We start from the raw sequence: 14,929 nt of genomic DNA on the forward strand, positions 1-14,929 counted from the left end.
TTACTACTTCTAGGAATTTCTATGTCATCTGCCATTTACCTGCAAGCTGGGCGTGATAAATCTTTAAAACGCAAGCATCCATGGCTTTTTTCTAAAGCAATAAAAAAAATAAAAGGTAAACCAGGCCTAGGTGACACGGTAACGATTCATGATAATGAAGGACGCTATTTAGCGACAGCCGCTTATAGCCCTCATTCACAGATCAGAGCAAGAGTATGGAGCTTTGATGAAAAAGAAGTTATTGACCAAGCATTTTTTGAGCGCCGTTTAAAACGTGCTTTTGATGCCCGAAGCTATGTAATTAATGAAGGTGGTTTAACCGGTTTTAGATTATGTGCTGCAGAGTCAGATTACCTTCCAGGTATCACAATCGATAAATTTGATAACGTATTAGTCTGTCAATTATTAAGTGCCGGTGCAGAGCGCCACAAAGGTGATATAGTCGCTGCACTAATGAATATTTTCCCCGGTTGCAGTGTCTATGAACGCTCAGATGTTGATGTGCGTAATAAAGAAGGGCTCGAACCAATAAAAGGGCCTTTATGGGGTGATAGCCCTATTGAGCCAGTATTAATTGAAGAAAATGGCTTAAAACTCGAAGTGGACATTATTGATGGCCATAAAACAGGGTTTTATTTAGATCAACGAGATAGCCGTGCTGCCCTTGAGCGTTTTTCTAAAGATAAAACCGTACTTAATTGTTTTAGTTATACCGGTACTTTTTCTTTATATGCATTACGCGGTGGTTGTAAGCATGTTACAAATGTAGATGTATCGCAGCCAGCATTAGATACTGCTAAACGTAATGTAGCGCACAATAACTTAGATTTAAATAAAGTAGATTTTGTTAAACAAGATGTATTTAAACTATTACGTCAATACCGTGATGAAGGTGTGCTATTTGATACGATTGTCATGGATCCACCTAAGTTTGCTGATAACAAAGCACAACTAACCGGTGCATGTCGCGGCTATAAAGACATTAATATGATTGCGATGCAAATTCTAAAACCCGGTGGCACATTACTCACTTTCTCGTGTTCGGGTTTAATGGAACAAAACTTATTTCAAAAAGTCGTTGCTGATGCTGCACTCGATGCAGGTAAAGACTTACTTATTATGGAGCGGTTAAATCAGGCAGCCGATCACCCTATAGCAGGTAGTTACCCAGAAGGGTTTTATTTAAAAGGCTTAATATGTAAGGTCTTTTAACTGCTTTTACATAGCTTTTAACATCAGTTAAAAGCTATGATCTCCAGCCCAGCGCCTATCGTCCCTTCATCGTCTTTATTTGCACGTATAACTCTTGCCGTGGCATTTAATGGCGCAATACTAGAATGGGTCGGTTTCATAATAATTTGCACTATGGTATCAAGCTCAAGTAATTCATCTAGGTGAATTGCAATCCCTGTCGCACTAATATCAACACATAGTACTTGGTATGTTAAACCTGATTGCGGCTCTAAAGTTGTTAATGTTGCGGGCGTATTCATCTGCATTCGTCTAAAGTTTCTTTTATCTTCAGTAAACATAGAACACCTTTGTTATATTAATGCCTAACTATAGAGTTTATTTTCTCTAGTAGTAGGCTCATAGAAAATGGTTTTACAACATAAGCATCGCAACCAGCATCAAAACCGGCCTGCTGCTCTGATTCTGATTCAAGTCCTGAAACCATCACAATGGGTATATCCTTCGTCTCAGGTGTATGTTTTAGCATCCGACAAGTATCATAACCATCTAAGCCCGGCATACACACATCAAGCAGTATAATATCAGGAGGATTGGCTACCGCACTGGCTAAACACCCTTGTCCCGAATCTGCGTAACTTAAAATAAATGTTGATGATAACCCTAAGCTAAGCATTTCAAAATTGAAATACTCATCATCAACAACTAAAAGTCGTTGTAATTTAGATTTTACTGATGAGGACATTATAATGTCATTCCTTTCCCAATTTAAAAACAATCCCAGATACTAAAGTACTAATATTTATAAGAAATGCAAGTTTTATTCAATTTCTTTCATTGCATTCAATATACGTTTAGCCGATATTGGATACGGGGTTCCCAGTGTTTGTGCAAACAAGGAAACGCGTAGCTCTTGTTGCATCCAAAAAATATCCACTATTTCTGGAGGCATTGGCATTCCCGACGGAATTTTATTCACTAATTTATTATATTCATCAGACACCTTGTTAAGCTCTAATACACATAGCCTATCTCGATTTGGATCTACGGGTAATTTTTCTAGCCGTTTTTGTATCGCTTTTAAATATCGAATTAAGTCCGCTAATTTTTTTGCCCCATGCGCAGTAACAAATTGTTTAAAAATGAGTGACTCAAGTTGCGATTTTATATCACCATGAGCGGTAATCATCGTTAAATCAACACGCCCTTTCATTTTTTTGTGAAGGGTATGAGCAATACTTAATACTTGTTCAACTTGTGTGGCAATTGATACAACTGTATCACCAAGCTGCGCACGGATGTGCTCTTTTGCACTGTCAAACGCTTGCTCATTACGGATATCAGCAAACCCTAACAACAACTCATCAACGCCGGCACTAATACAATCGTCAATCAAATCAGCAACCTTACCAAAAGGGTTAAAATACAATCCCAGTTTTGCTTTATTAGGTAAGTTTTGCTGCAAATATTTAATAGGCGAAGGGATATTAAGTAAGATTAATCGCTGTAAACCTTTTTTATGTGCCGCTTGTGCTTTGCTTTCGTTATCAAATAGTTCGATTGCTGTACTTGATTTTTTATCCACCAGCGCGGGGTATGCTTTGATTTCATATTGCCCTTGCTTTTTTGCATAGGAGCTCGGCAGCTTACCAAAATCCCATTGTAATAGTTGCTCTTTTTCGATCCCGCGATCAGCCACTTTAGAAAGTGTATCGGTTACTTTATTTTGTAACTGCGCTTGTAACTTAACTAAGTCTAAGCCTCTTGCGACTAACTTATCATTTTCATCGCGTACTTCAAATTGTAGTCTTAAATGTGGCGCTAACACACTCATATCCCAACTACTTGGCTCAACACGTACCCCTGTCATTCTTAACAGTTTAGTAGTAAGTGCCTCAATTAACTTGCCTTGCAATGGCGTTACAGCCCCAAGTACCGCATCGGCATAGTTTGGAGCAGGGACAAAATTACGTCGAATTGATTTAGGCAGTGACTTTATTAACCCTGTAATTAACTCATGCCTAAAGGCAGGAATATGCCAATCAAAACCCTCGCTTTGCACTTGGTTTAACAATGCTAAAGGGATTTGTACTGCAATGCCATCTACAGCTTGCCCTGGATCAAAATGATACGCTAAAGGGAGTATTAAATTACCTTGCTGCCACGTATCTGGGTAATCGTGTTCTGTAATATTATCAGCACCGTGTTGCATTAATTGCTCACGGTTCATATGTAAAATATGTTTGTTTTTTTGCTTTTGAACTTTATACCATTTTATAAATGCTGCACGGTTATTAATTTCTTTAGGGATGTTATTGTCATAAAATTCATATAACGTTTGTTCATCGACTAAAATATCTCGTCTACGAGATTTATTTTCGAGCACCTGAATCTGTTCAATTAGCTCGCTATTAAATGTCAAAAAGTATTCATTTAAGCCAAGCTCTTGTTCTACTAACGCACTACGAATAAACAGCTCTCTACTAACCTTAGGGTCAATATTGCTATACACACAACGACGTTTATTGACAACTAACATGCCATATAGCGTTTGTTGCTCAAAAGCAATAACTGCACCGGGCTTTTTCTCCCAATGCGGTTCTGAATAACTGCGCTTAACTAAATGCTGTGCGAGTGGTTCTACCCATCCAATATCTATTTTTGCGTTGATCCGTGCATAAAGTTTACTGGTTTCGACTAATTCAGCCGACATAATCCACTTCGGGCTTTTCTTAAATAAACCAGAGCCAGGAAAGATATGAAATTGACTATTACGAGCGCCTTTATAAACTTGCTTATCATCTTTAAATCCGATGTGGCTTAACATACCGCTTAGCAATGCTTGATGTATCTGCTCAGATTCAGCAACCTGAGAACTTGCCTTTATTCCCATTTCATTACAAACAGTGCTAATTTGATACACAATATCTTGCCATTCGCGCACGCGCATATAAGCTAAGAAATCTTTTTGGCAGAGCTTTCTAAATTGGCTATTTGATAACTCACTTTGTTGCTCTTCGAGGTAATTCCACAAATTTAAAAATGCAATAAAATCAGAATCAGGATCATCAAAGCGACCATGTTTTTCATTTGCAGCATTTCTTTTTTCTTGCGGGCGTTCGCGAGGGTCTTGAATTGATAAGGCCGCAACAATAATAATAACTTCACGAAGTGCATTAAACGTGTGTGCAGTGAGGACCATTTTAGCTAAACGCGGGTCAACCGGGAGACGACTTAACTCTCGCCCAGAAGCTGTTAAGCGGGTTGCTTGATTGCGTTTAGCGCTCTTAACTGCTTGCAACTCTTCAAGTAAGGTTAAACCGTCATTTATATTACGGCTATCTGGTGCTTGTACAAATGGAAATTGACTCATATCACCAAGGCCTAACGCCAGCATTTGCAAAATGACTGATGCTAAGTTAGTGCGCAAAATTTCGGGATCTGTAAACTCTGGGCGTGATAAAAAGTCATCTTCTGAATAAAGCCGTATACAAATACCAGCTTCTACACGTCCACAGCGACCCATTCGCTGATTAGCACTGGCTTGCGAAATCGCTTCAATAGGTAAGCGTTGAACTTTAGTACGGTAGCTGTAGCGACTAATACGCGCCGTTCCAGGGTCAATAACATAGCGAATACCCGGAACCGTTAAAGATGTTTCAGCAACATTGGTTGATAAAATAATGTGGCGACGCGAATGAGGCGCAAATATACGATTTTGCTCAGCATTTGAAAGTCGAGAATAAAGCGGCAGCACCTCTGTGCCTTTAAGGTTACGTTTACCGAGCGCCTCTGCGGTATCACGTATTTCACGTTCGCCGTTTAAGAAAATAAGTATATCGCCGGGACCTTCTTGACACAGCTCATCAACAGCATCAAAAATACCTTGGAGTTGATCCCCTTGCCCCTGATTTTCATCATTTTTTATCTCAGCTATTGGTCTATAGCGTACATCTACAGGAAACGTTCTACCCGACACTTCGATGATTGGAGCATCATTGAAGTGTTTTGAAAATCGCTCCGGATCAATCGTCGCTGAGGTGATAATAACTTTTAAGTCTGGGCGCTTGGGTAACAAGTTTTTTAAGTACCCTAATATAAAGTCTATATTTAAACTACGCTCATGTGCTTCATCAATAATAATGGTGTCGTACTGATTTAAAAAACGATCTTGTTGTATTTCGGCCAGCAAAATACCGTCGGTCATTAATTTTACATACGTGTTGTTTGAAACTTGATCACTAAAGCGAATTTTAAAACCGACTTGCTGACCAAGCTCACATTTCATTTCTTCTGCAATACGGTTTGCAACACTTCGCGCTGCTAGCCGTCTTGGTTGGGTATGGCCAATAAAGCCATCTACACCACGACCTAGCTCTAAACACATTTTCGGTATTTGTGTGGTTTTTCCTGAGCCAGTTTCACCTGCGATAATTACGACCTGGTGATTTAAAATGGCGTGTTTTATTGATTCTTTCTTTTGGCTAACAGGTAACTGCTCTGGGTATGATACTTTAGGTAACTGAGCTAAACGCGTCACTCTTAATTGTTGACTTCGATGGATATCTGCAGTGATTTTTTTTACAGCCATGGTTTGTTTTTGTTCATCATTAATTTTTTTCACACCATGCAGGCGCTTCTTTAAAATAAACTGATCTTTTTTCAAGCAACTTTTTAACTCACCAAACAATTGACCTAGGTTTACCACCCGCATACCTTTAAATTAAATAAAAAACAGCGCTGATTGTAGCAAATTAAATAGCCAGGGTTAAACTATTGCGTATAGATTAGCCCCGCCTATTTAATGATTTTAACGATGTGCACATTATTGTGTTTTAAAAATTCCAACGTGCGTCGCTTGTGTATTTGATTTACTTGCTCTGTACATACCTGAGGTATTAAACACCATTTCGATATTTCCAGTGGCATCAACAATGATTACCCCTCCACTGCCACCAATAGGCTTTAGCACTTGGTTAATCACCTCATCCCCGGCTTGAGCAATACTCTTATTTTGATACTTCACACGAGCACAAATATCGCTTGCCACATTATAACGAATAAAGTATTCACCATGACCCGTTGCCGATACAGCACACGATTCATTTTCTGCAAATGTACCAGCACCAATAACAGGGGCATCACCAATACGGCCAAAGCGTTTAGCTGTCATTCCACCTGTTGAGGTGCCTGCAGCTAAATTACCATTTTTATCAAGCGCAACCGCGCCAACTGTCCCTACTTTATAATTTGTCGGTAAAGCACGATGTGCGGCCTGAAAATTTTTCGTCTCATCTTTTGCCGAATCTAATTTTTTCTTTGCTTTTAATAGAGCTTCATAGCGCCTTGGAGTATCAAATAAAGTGTTATTTACTAAAGGGATCCCTTGCTGTTGTGCAAACTGTTCTGCCCCATCACCACTTAGCATCACATGTACTGAATTCTCCATGACTAATCGAGCTAATTGAATCGGGCTTTCAATATGTTTCACTCCAGAGACTGCACCGGCTTGTCGGTTACGCCCATCCATAATTGACGCATCTAGCTCATGCTTTCCTTCGTAAGTATAAACGGCCCCTTTACCGGCATTAAAATACGTTGATTGTTCTAGTATTTGTATTGCTGCAGTAATAGCATCTAAGCTATCTCCCCCTTTATCTAACACACGGTACCCACTTTCAACGGCTGTTGTAAGCACTGCTTTGTATGCTTTTTCTTGCATCGGGGTAAAGTTTTCGCGTTCAATTGTCCCTGCACCACCATGAATAGCAATAGCAATAGGAGCTTCTTTACTTATTAAATGAGGGCTCGTAAGAATTAATGCTGCACTGAGTAATACATTTTTTATTTTTATCATTGGGTTCTCTTATACAATTAGCAAAAATTCAATCTGCTATAAAATGCATTGAATAGCAAGTACACTAAATAATAGGCACAAAAAAAGCGCCATAAGGCGCTTTAATTATTTAACAAACGTATTTATGCTTGCTGAGATTTAATACGTGCTAAACGCGCTACTTGATGAGTAGATGTTAAGAAAGAATAAATCGGTGCTAAATAGCCACGCTTACGAAGCTCTAAAAATACGTCATCGCTTAATTCATTTAATTTTTTCTCATCAATTAAATAAATACCGTTAATGTCTTTCTTCTCGCCTTGAATATCAACCGTTAATGTTTGTGCGATTAACAAGTCTTTATCGGCTAAAAACTGTGTAAATGCATCAGTCACATGTGAGTATTCAATAAATGATACAAGTGATTCTTTACGGCGTTGTAAGTAAGCTGTTTCTTCACCATTTTCAAATAGTGCTTGGCCTTCTTCTTTGTTTACAAGCGGGCTTGCTTCGTCAATTACGATACCGTATTGATCGCCTTCAGGGTGCTTAACTAAACCTAATGGGTAACGGGTAGAGGCCATTGGTGCAAATGCCGCAGTCCATTTTCCATCTTCAACAAACAGGTTTTCACCTGGCTCAAGTCCAAACATAGCAACCGCTTGGAATTTACCTGTTTCGTTATTTTTAACAAATGACATAGGGAATTCATTTGCGATACGTGCAAACTCATGTGCAACTACAGGCACTAAATGCTGAGTTTTCATAAATTCTACATTGATGCCATTTTTAATTTTAATATCGGCATGTTTTTCGTTATGTAAAGGCTGTACTTGTTGCTCCGCCATGTTACTGCTCCATTTTTATAGGTTTCATTGTAAATATTATGTATTAAGGCTAATGCTTTTACAGACAAAAAGGAAGGGAAAGTTTTGTTACAACTGACATGAAATAATAAAAATTAATAAAATCGGACACTTGCTAAAAAACAACCAGCTAATTTACAGAAAATACGTATAAAAATAACACGTTACGCGCTCATTTTACATACAACTCATTTTCTAAAATATAAAAAAGCAAAAAAAAAGATAGCCAAATAGCTACCTTTTAAATTAATTAGTTTACATTTTCTCTAAATGTACTAAGGAGCCCAGTACACTTCAATATTTATCGTAGGATGATTTAATACGGCACGTAATGGCATATCATTCACTTCGCCCCCCGCTTTTGCTTGTTTATAAACAGTGAGCTTTTCCTCTCCACTGATTAATAACTTAACCACTTTAGAATTAGCAATCGCATTTAAAGTCAATGTCATACGTTCGGTAATACTGCCGGTTACATCGCTTTGAATGGCATTGATAGCACAAACCCTGTCTGTTGTTGTTAAACCATGCGCTAACCCTTGCGCATTAGGGAACAACGATGCGGTGTGCCCATCAGGACCCATTCCTAAAATAGTGACATCAGAGCAGGTTTTAAGCTGTTGATAAGCTCGCTCACATTCAGCGGCCCCTGCTGATGCTGTATCAGCCGTATTTTTCATTGTAATAAAGTTAGCTTTCGCACCATAATTTTGTAACAGCGTACTTTTAATAAACGCTTCATTACTTTTTTCATGGTTTGGTTCAACCCAACGTTCATCAACCATAGCAACATCAATGTGTTGCCAGTCTAAATCTAACGTTGATAAATGCTTATAAGCGGGTGCTGGAGATGATCCCCCAGAGACCATTAACACTGCACGCCCATCTTGGCTAATGCCATTGCGTAATGACTGCGCTAATGTTGACGATAATTCCTCGGTCAACTGCGCTTTATTTTCAAAAAACTTTTCAACAATAGTAGCCATGACTTAGCTCTTATCCTTATCACCGGTGTTAAACCAAACATGCTCATTTTCTGCTAGCAGTTCATCGGAATCATCTGGACCCCAAGTACCCGCACGGTATAAAGCGGGCTTTCCTTTTTCCTGCCAACGAAGAATAATAGGATCGATCCACTTCCATGCTTGACGAACTTCATCGCGATGAATAAATAAAGAGGGGTTATTTGCTGCAGCATCAAGCATTAAACGCTTATAAGCATCTGAGTGAAAACCATTACTGTATGCTTGCGATAACTCAATGTTCATTGTTACCGGCTCTAATTGCATCTCAAGGTTATCTAAACGTTTCGACATCAGTGTTAACTGAATAGTTTCTTCTGGTTGTAAACGTATCACCAATCTATTTGGCTCAATATTACCCACGTTATCGTTATAAACGTTATGAGAGACTTTTTTATACTCGACAACGATTTCAGCACAGCGTTTAGCCATACGTTTACCGGTACGAAGATAAAATGGAACACCAGCCCATCGCCAGTTATCAATATGTGCTCTAATTGCGACAAATGTCTCTGTTTTGCTAGAACCTTCTTTAAGCTCTTCTAAATATCCTGGTACTATTTTTCCGTTTAAATCACCGGGTACATATTGACCACGAACAATATTATCGTCTACTTGCTCATTTAGTAATGGACGCAAAGACTCAAGGACTTTTAGTTTTTCAGTACGAATGCTATTGGCATCTAATTTGTGAGGTGACTCCATTGCGACTAAACAAAGTAATTGCAATAAGTGATTTTGAACCATATCACGCAAAGCACCCGCTTTGTCATAGAATCCAGCACGACTTTCTAAGCCAACGGTTTCTGATAAGCTAATTTGGATATTATCAATCGATTTAGCATCCCACATATTTTCAAATAATGAATTTGAAAAACGTAATGCCATTAAGTTCTGTACCGTTTCTTTACCTAAGTAATGGTCAATACGGAAAATTTGTTCTTCTTTAAAAAATTGCGCTATTTTTGCGTTAATAACCTCAGCAGACTCGCCACAATAACCAATTGGTTTCTCTACAACCACACGCGACGTGTCGGTAATAAGGCCTTTAATAGATAAAATTTCACAGCATTTACCATAAACCGCAGGAGGTAATGACAAGTAAAAAACACGTGATTTATTATCTTCGTGTTCATTTAAAATACCTTTAAGCACATCCCAATTATCATCAGCTTCGGTTACATTTGTTACTACGGGTAACAAGAAAGAAGAAAACGCCTTCCAATCTTTTGTATTAAACTCACCTTTACTTAAAAACTCTTTTAACGCTTGATGAGCCGTTTCAATATAATCGTCACATTGTTTTTGCTCACGAACGGTAGGCAATATCCGTGAGCCTTCTGGTAAATTACCTTCTTGGTATGCGCGGTACATTGCAGGCAGTAATTTACGTAACGCAAGGTCACCACCGCCGCCAAAAATTATAATATCAAAAGGATTAAGCATTGTTTCTCTCTACGTTTGTAATAAGTCAGTTAACTGCTTACTATGTTAATTTGCACTTTTTTAGACTGGCTAAAAACACAGCCGATGGAATTGTATTTAGTTTGTAATATCACACTTTTAAATGAGTCTTAGGAGCTCTATATTCCCTCTCACAAAAATATAGGTCCTAAGCACTCCAGCGCTACCCGTTCAAAGGTATATGGTGTGCCTTATAAATTGTATAAGGCAAATTCTGTACTAAGCACGTTGGCTTTTGTAAAACGCAATCAAACCTGCCGTTGAGCTATCATGACTATTTGTTACTGTTTCATCAACAAGTTCTGCTTCGATTTTAGAAGCCAGCCCTTTGCCTAACTCTACACCCCATTGATCAAACGAACAAATATCTAAAATAATGCCTTGGCAAAATATCTTATGTTCGTATAACGCGATAAGGCGACCAACCGTTTTTGCATCAACTGTATCAAGCAAAAATGACGTTGTTGGACGATTTCCTTGGTGAATTTTATGTTTTAATAAAGCATCAATCTCACTTTGCTCTTTGCCTTTCGCTTTTAAGTCAGCGGTAATTTGCTGCGCATCTACACCAGCCATCATTGCTTGTGTTTGAGCAAAGAAGTTAGATAATAAAATATCGTGATGTTTATCAACCGCCACTTGAGGTTTAACTGAGGCAATAAAATCAGCCGGAACAATCACATTACCTTGGTGTAAACATTGATAAAAAGCATGTTGTCCGTTTATACCTGTCATACCCCAAATAATAGGTACCGTTGTATAAGGCACGGTTTCACCCGCAAAATTAACGTGTTTACCGTTACTTTCCATTTCACCTTGTTGTAAATAAGCAGGCAACATATGCAGTGCTTGATCATAAGGCAAAATAGCTTGCGCCGTGTAGCCTAAAAAGCTCGTATTCCAAACACTGAGCAATGCCATTATTAATGGTATGTTTTCTTCTAATGGTGCCGATTTAAAATGCTCATCTATTTCGAATGCACCTTCTAAAATTGCTTCAAAGGTCTCATAACCTAAATACAACGCAATCGGTAAGCCAATAGCACTCCATAATGAAAAACGACCACCGACCCAATCCCACATCGTAAATACATTGTCATCACTAATACCAAACGCGGCGGTTTTTTCTAAATTAGTGCTCACTGCAACAAAATGCTTTGCTATTGCAGATTCATCTTTTGCAGAATCTAAAAACCATGCAACGGCTGTTTTAGCATTGGTCATTGTTTCTGAGGTGGTAAACGTTTTCGATGAAATAACAAAAAGGGTTGTTTCTGGATCAAGGTTTTTAAGTACCGATGCTACTTGCACCCCATCGGCATTAGAAACATAATGTACGTTTAAAGTATCATCAGCGAATGCTTTTAGTGCTTCAGTAGCCATTTGCGGCCCTAAATTAGAACCACCCACACCAATACTAACAACATCTTTAACCGCTTTATTTGTATAACCTTGCCATTGGCCAGAGCGTACTTTCGCTACAAATGCTTTTATTTTTGCAAGTTCAGCATCAACGGCTGTCGTGATGTTTTCGCCATCAACAATTAGTGGGGTATGCGCACGGTTACGTAAAGCAGTATGAAGTACAGCACGGTCCTCGGTGATATTAATTTTTTCACCGCTGAACATCTTATTACGCCAGCTGGCAATATCACACTCTTTTGCTAGTGATATCAGTTGACTAAAGATATCTTTAGTCACAAGCTGTTTAGAGTAATCAAATAACACACCCGGAATCTGTTGAGAAAACTGAGAAAATCGCGTGTTATCTTCAGAAAATAATGTTTTAAGATGTGTGTTTTTTACACTAGAAGCACTTTTCTCTAGCGCTTGCCAACTTGCTAATTGCGAACGGTTTGTCATGGAGCATCCCCTGAAAATCAACTGATTGATTTGGTAATCATGTTATAAAATAAGCACTTTAATAGAAAAATAAAACGGGTTAAAACGTTACTTTAGTATAACTAATGAGCGTTTTAAAATGCCACTTTTATAATTTATAGGATAGATGATACCCCAAAATAACGCTTTTGACACCGGTATCATAAAAAATTTATTAATAAAAAAGCGCGAAATAAACCCTAGAAATAAACGCAATTAACACTCAGAGGCATTAATATAGAGATAATAGGTTTATATATATAATTAATTTAGCCATTATTGCCAATGACTAAATTAATTAAAAACCAAAACCTTAATGGCAAAGCGCTAAGCCTCCAGTAATGTTATATACATTTTCATAACCTAAATGGGCTAAATTAACAGCCGCTTGTACAGAACGATTACCGCTGCGACAAAGTACGATATAACGATTACCTTTGTGCAAAGTACGTTGCGTTAATGCATTCGCCATTCTACTTAAAGGAATATTAAAAATCTTATCCGCATTAATTGCAAATAACTGAGTAATATCAGTAGCCCCATGTTCATATGATTCACGCGTATCAATTAAATACGTATTCGCTTGTTGTAACATTTCAATTGCTAAATCAACATCAATTTGCTGTGTATTTTTATCAGGTTGCCCTTCAATATACCCACAAAGCTCAGTGCTTAACTGTTGTTTTTGCTGATCAAATGCATGCTTTTCAAGAGAAAATTGATCACGTGTAATTCCCCCCGTTAATAGCTTTTCTAATAAGGGCGTTTGCTGTTTCTGTACTTGCCAAGTCATTGCAAAGCATTGTTGATAATCGTGTCCAGAACAAATTAAGGTGTCGTTATTAATAACTTTATCAAGTGTTATTAACGAGTCAGCCATTGCATAGGCATCGCCACCTAACAGCAACGTGTTGCCAAGGCCTGCTGGTAAAATTAAGTCACCACAAAAGCAGTATTCAATTTTGCCATCCGCTGTTTGTAATAAATAACTGACACTGTCTTCGCTATGCCCAGGGGTCGCGTGTTTTATTAATGTTTTACTGCCTATTTGTATTTTCGACATTGCATCAGGCCACCCCAATTTATCATCCTGCTCTTGATTATCAGTTAAGCCAAATAAGTCACTAAATAGTTGGCACCCAGAAGCGCGCTCTTGGTGTTTATGTGTATCTAAAATAGCCATTAATATTAAGTTTTGGGTATTAATGATTTTCTCAAAACGTGGGAGTAGTTCAATAATAGGGTCGATAATAACGGCATGTTTATCCTCGCTCACATACAACCAACTACAGGCCCCTTGGTGTCTATATTGTGTTAACCCAATTGCACAGACTTCTTGGTGTGGGGTCGCACTATCTGATACCACTAAACAATTAGCTTGTAATATAGGCTTTAAAGCACGAATACTTGCACATGCTTGCGCTATCTCCTGTGCCGTAGCAGCAGGACCAAAAGAAAGTCTAATCGCATTTTCGCTTTGCCAGTTGCTAACCCCCATAGCATCTAACACATAACTACGCGTCGCGCCGGTACTACAAGCAGATCCTCCACTGACACGAATACCCGCAGCGTCAAATAAATCAATCACTTCTTTGCTGGTTAAATCGTTCACTGTAAAATTAAGGGTCGTTGCCACACTACAATCAAAGTCATGATTATAGGTAATGTCACCAAATGTATCGCTAATAGCCAGATGCAGTTGCTTTCTATAATCAGCGAGAATATCAGGGCTTTTAAATGTGCCATTAGATTTATCAAGTAATAAACTAAATAATTTATTCAACCCAGCAATACCGGGCAGATTCTCTGTACCTGCACGCATTCCCCCTTCCTGTCCACCACCGGTAATAAAAGGCGTGTATGCACTCCCTTGCCTTATATACAATAAGCCAATACCTTTAGGTGCATAGAGTTTATGGCCTGAAAAAGGAGCGTAATCGATTGAAGTATTACTCAAAGCGAGTGCCGATTTACCTAAAGCCTGAACACAATCAACCATCCAAGAAACATCGCTATTATGTGTTCTAATTGCAGTTTCAATCGCGTTTAAGTCCTGGATCACACCCGTTTCATTATTCACAGCCATTGTGCAAATCATTAAAGCATTTTTTACATGACGCTCAATAAAGGCTAAATCTAAAATACCTTTATTATTAACGGGGATAGGAAGTAGAGTTGCGTTAATACCAAGTACTTTATTCCAATGTGCTAATGTATTAGGTACTGCTTTGTGCTCTGTGGCGCCATACATTAAAACAGGCTCAGTTAACTGATGATTTTTTACGCTAAGCAAAGTTGATACAATCGCGGTTTGAATGCCTTCAGTTGCACCCGAGGTAAATAAAATATCCCCTGTATCCGCACCAATTACAGTGCACGCTTTTTGTCTTGTTTGTTCTAATAAATGTTTTGCTTGTATACCCGTAATATGAGGACTTGATGGGTTACCGAAACAAATTTGCATGGTATGTGAAACAACATCAGCTATACAAGGTAAAACCGGGGTGGTGGCATTTGCATCAAGGTAGACTTGATTATTTTGACTACCTTGCAATAAAAAATCAGACATTAAAAACGCACCTTATTACTTAAAATTATATCTTATAGCCATAATACAAATTAATGGAAGTAAAATATAATAATCAATTAGTTAAATAAGTGCATTTAGT

General features: G+C 38.3%; 10 protein-coding genes. 1 reads left to right on the forward strand and 9 read right to left on the reverse strand.

The genetic code is table 11. The features are described 5' to 3' along the window. The first annotated feature begins 21 nt into the window (after positions 1-21). Positions 22-1,212 (forward strand): class I SAM-dependent methyltransferase, encoded by a 1,191-nt coding sequence (locus J8L70_RS08555; protein ID WP_211055123.1) that lies wholly within the window; start codon positions 22-24, stop codon positions 1,210-1,212. A gap of 23 nt (positions 1,213-1,235) precedes the next feature. Here the strand turns inward: J8L70_RS08555 and J8L70_RS08560 are convergent, their stop codons facing one another. The 9 genes from J8L70_RS08560 to J8L70_RS08600 all read right to left on the reverse strand — a co-directional run bounded on the left by J8L70_RS08560 (position 1,236) and on the right by J8L70_RS08600 (position 14,829). Next, the gene (locus J8L70_RS08560; protein WP_211055124.1) at positions 1,236-1,532 is read right to left on the reverse strand and encodes a PilZ domain-containing protein; all 297 of its coding nucleotides are present in this window, start codon (positions 1,530-1,532) and stop codon (positions 1,236-1,238) included. 17 nt (positions 1,533-1,549) lie between these two features. Continuing rightward, entirely contained in the window at positions 1,550-1,936 is a 387-nt protein-coding gene (locus tag J8L70_RS08565) for a response regulator (RefSeq protein WP_211055125.1), read from the reverse strand. Between the two features lie 75 nt (positions 1,937-2,011). Beyond that, positions 2,012-5,899 (reverse strand): ATP-dependent RNA helicase HrpA, encoded by a 3,888-nt coding sequence (gene hrpA / locus J8L70_RS08570; protein WP_211055126.1) that lies wholly within the window; start codon positions 5,897-5,899, stop codon positions 2,012-2,014. A gap of 117 nt (positions 5,900-6,016) precedes the next feature. Next, positions 6,017-7,048: an isoaspartyl peptidase/L-asparaginase gene (locus J8L70_RS08575; protein WP_211055127.1), complete on the reverse strand. Its 1,032-nt coding sequence runs from the start codon at positions 7,046-7,048 to the stop codon at positions 6,017-6,019. 122 nt (positions 7,049-7,170) lie between these two features. Next, positions 7,171-7,875, reverse strand: a complete 705-nt coding sequence (locus tag J8L70_RS08580) for a SapC family protein (protein WP_211055128.1) — start codon at positions 7,873-7,875, stop codon at positions 7,171-7,173. A gap of 293 nt (positions 7,876-8,168) precedes the next feature. Further along, positions 8,169-8,879, reverse strand: a complete 711-nt coding sequence (gene pgl / locus J8L70_RS08585; RefSeq protein ID WP_211055129.1) for a 6-phosphogluconolactonase — start codon at positions 8,877-8,879, stop codon at positions 8,169-8,171. Between the two features lie 3 nt (positions 8,880-8,882). After that, positions 8,883-10,361, reverse strand: a complete 1,479-nt coding sequence (gene zwf, locus J8L70_RS08590) for a glucose-6-phosphate dehydrogenase (RefSeq protein ID WP_211055130.1) — start codon at positions 10,359-10,361, stop codon at positions 8,883-8,885. 237 nt (positions 10,362-10,598) lie between these two features. Next, positions 10,599-12,242, reverse strand: a complete 1,644-nt coding sequence (gene pgi, locus J8L70_RS08595) for a glucose-6-phosphate isomerase (protein ID WP_211055131.1) — start codon at positions 12,240-12,242, stop codon at positions 10,599-10,601. Between the two features lie 331 nt (positions 12,243-12,573). Further along, on the reverse strand, positions 12,574-14,829 hold the full coding sequence (locus J8L70_RS08600; protein WP_211055132.1) for an aminotransferase class V-fold PLP-dependent enzyme: 2,256 nt from the start codon (positions 14,827-14,829) through the stop codon (positions 12,574-12,576). Positions 14,830-14,929: the final 100 nt, after the last annotated feature.

Origin of the sequence: Pseudoalteromonas sp. MMG010 (genome assembly GCF_018100905.1) — a bacterium.
Classification (GTDB): Bacteria; Pseudomonadota; Gammaproteobacteria; order Enterobacterales; family Alteromonadaceae; genus Pseudoalteromonas.

Bases quoted from the DNA above. Each gene is read 5' to 3' on its own strand.
- J8L70_RS08555 (WP_211055123.1), top strand. From the start codon at position 22: ATGTCATCTGCCATTTACCTGCAAGCTGGGCGTGATAAATCTTTAAAA.
- J8L70_RS08560 (WP_211055124.1), bottom strand. From the start codon at position 1,532: ATGTTTACTGAAGATAAAAGAAACTTTAGACGAATGCAGATGAATACG.
- J8L70_RS08565 (WP_211055125.1), bottom strand. From the start codon at position 1,936: ATGTCCTCATCAGTAAAATCTAAATTACAACGACTTTTAGTTGTTGAT.
- J8L70_RS08575 (WP_211055127.1), bottom strand. From the start codon at position 7,048: ATGATAAAAATAAAAAATGTATTACTCAGTGCAGCATTAATTCTTACG.
- J8L70_RS08580 (WP_211055128.1), bottom strand. From the start codon at position 7,875: ATGGCGGAGCAACAAGTACAGCCTTTACATAACGAAAAACATGCCGAT.
- pgl (WP_211055129.1), bottom strand. From the start codon at position 8,879: ATGGCTACTATTGTTGAAAAGTTTTTTGAAAATAAAGCGCAGTTGACC.
- zwf (WP_211055130.1), bottom strand. From the start codon at position 10,361: ATGCTTAATCCTTTTGATATTATAATTTTTGGCGGCGGTGGTGACCTT.
- pgi (WP_211055131.1), bottom strand. From the start codon at position 12,242: ATGACAAACCGTTCGCAATTAGCAAGTTGGCAAGCGCTAGAGAAAAGT.
- J8L70_RS08600 (WP_211055132.1), bottom strand. From the start codon at position 14,829: ATGTCTGATTTTTTATTGCAAGGTAGTCAAAATAATCAAGTCTACCTT.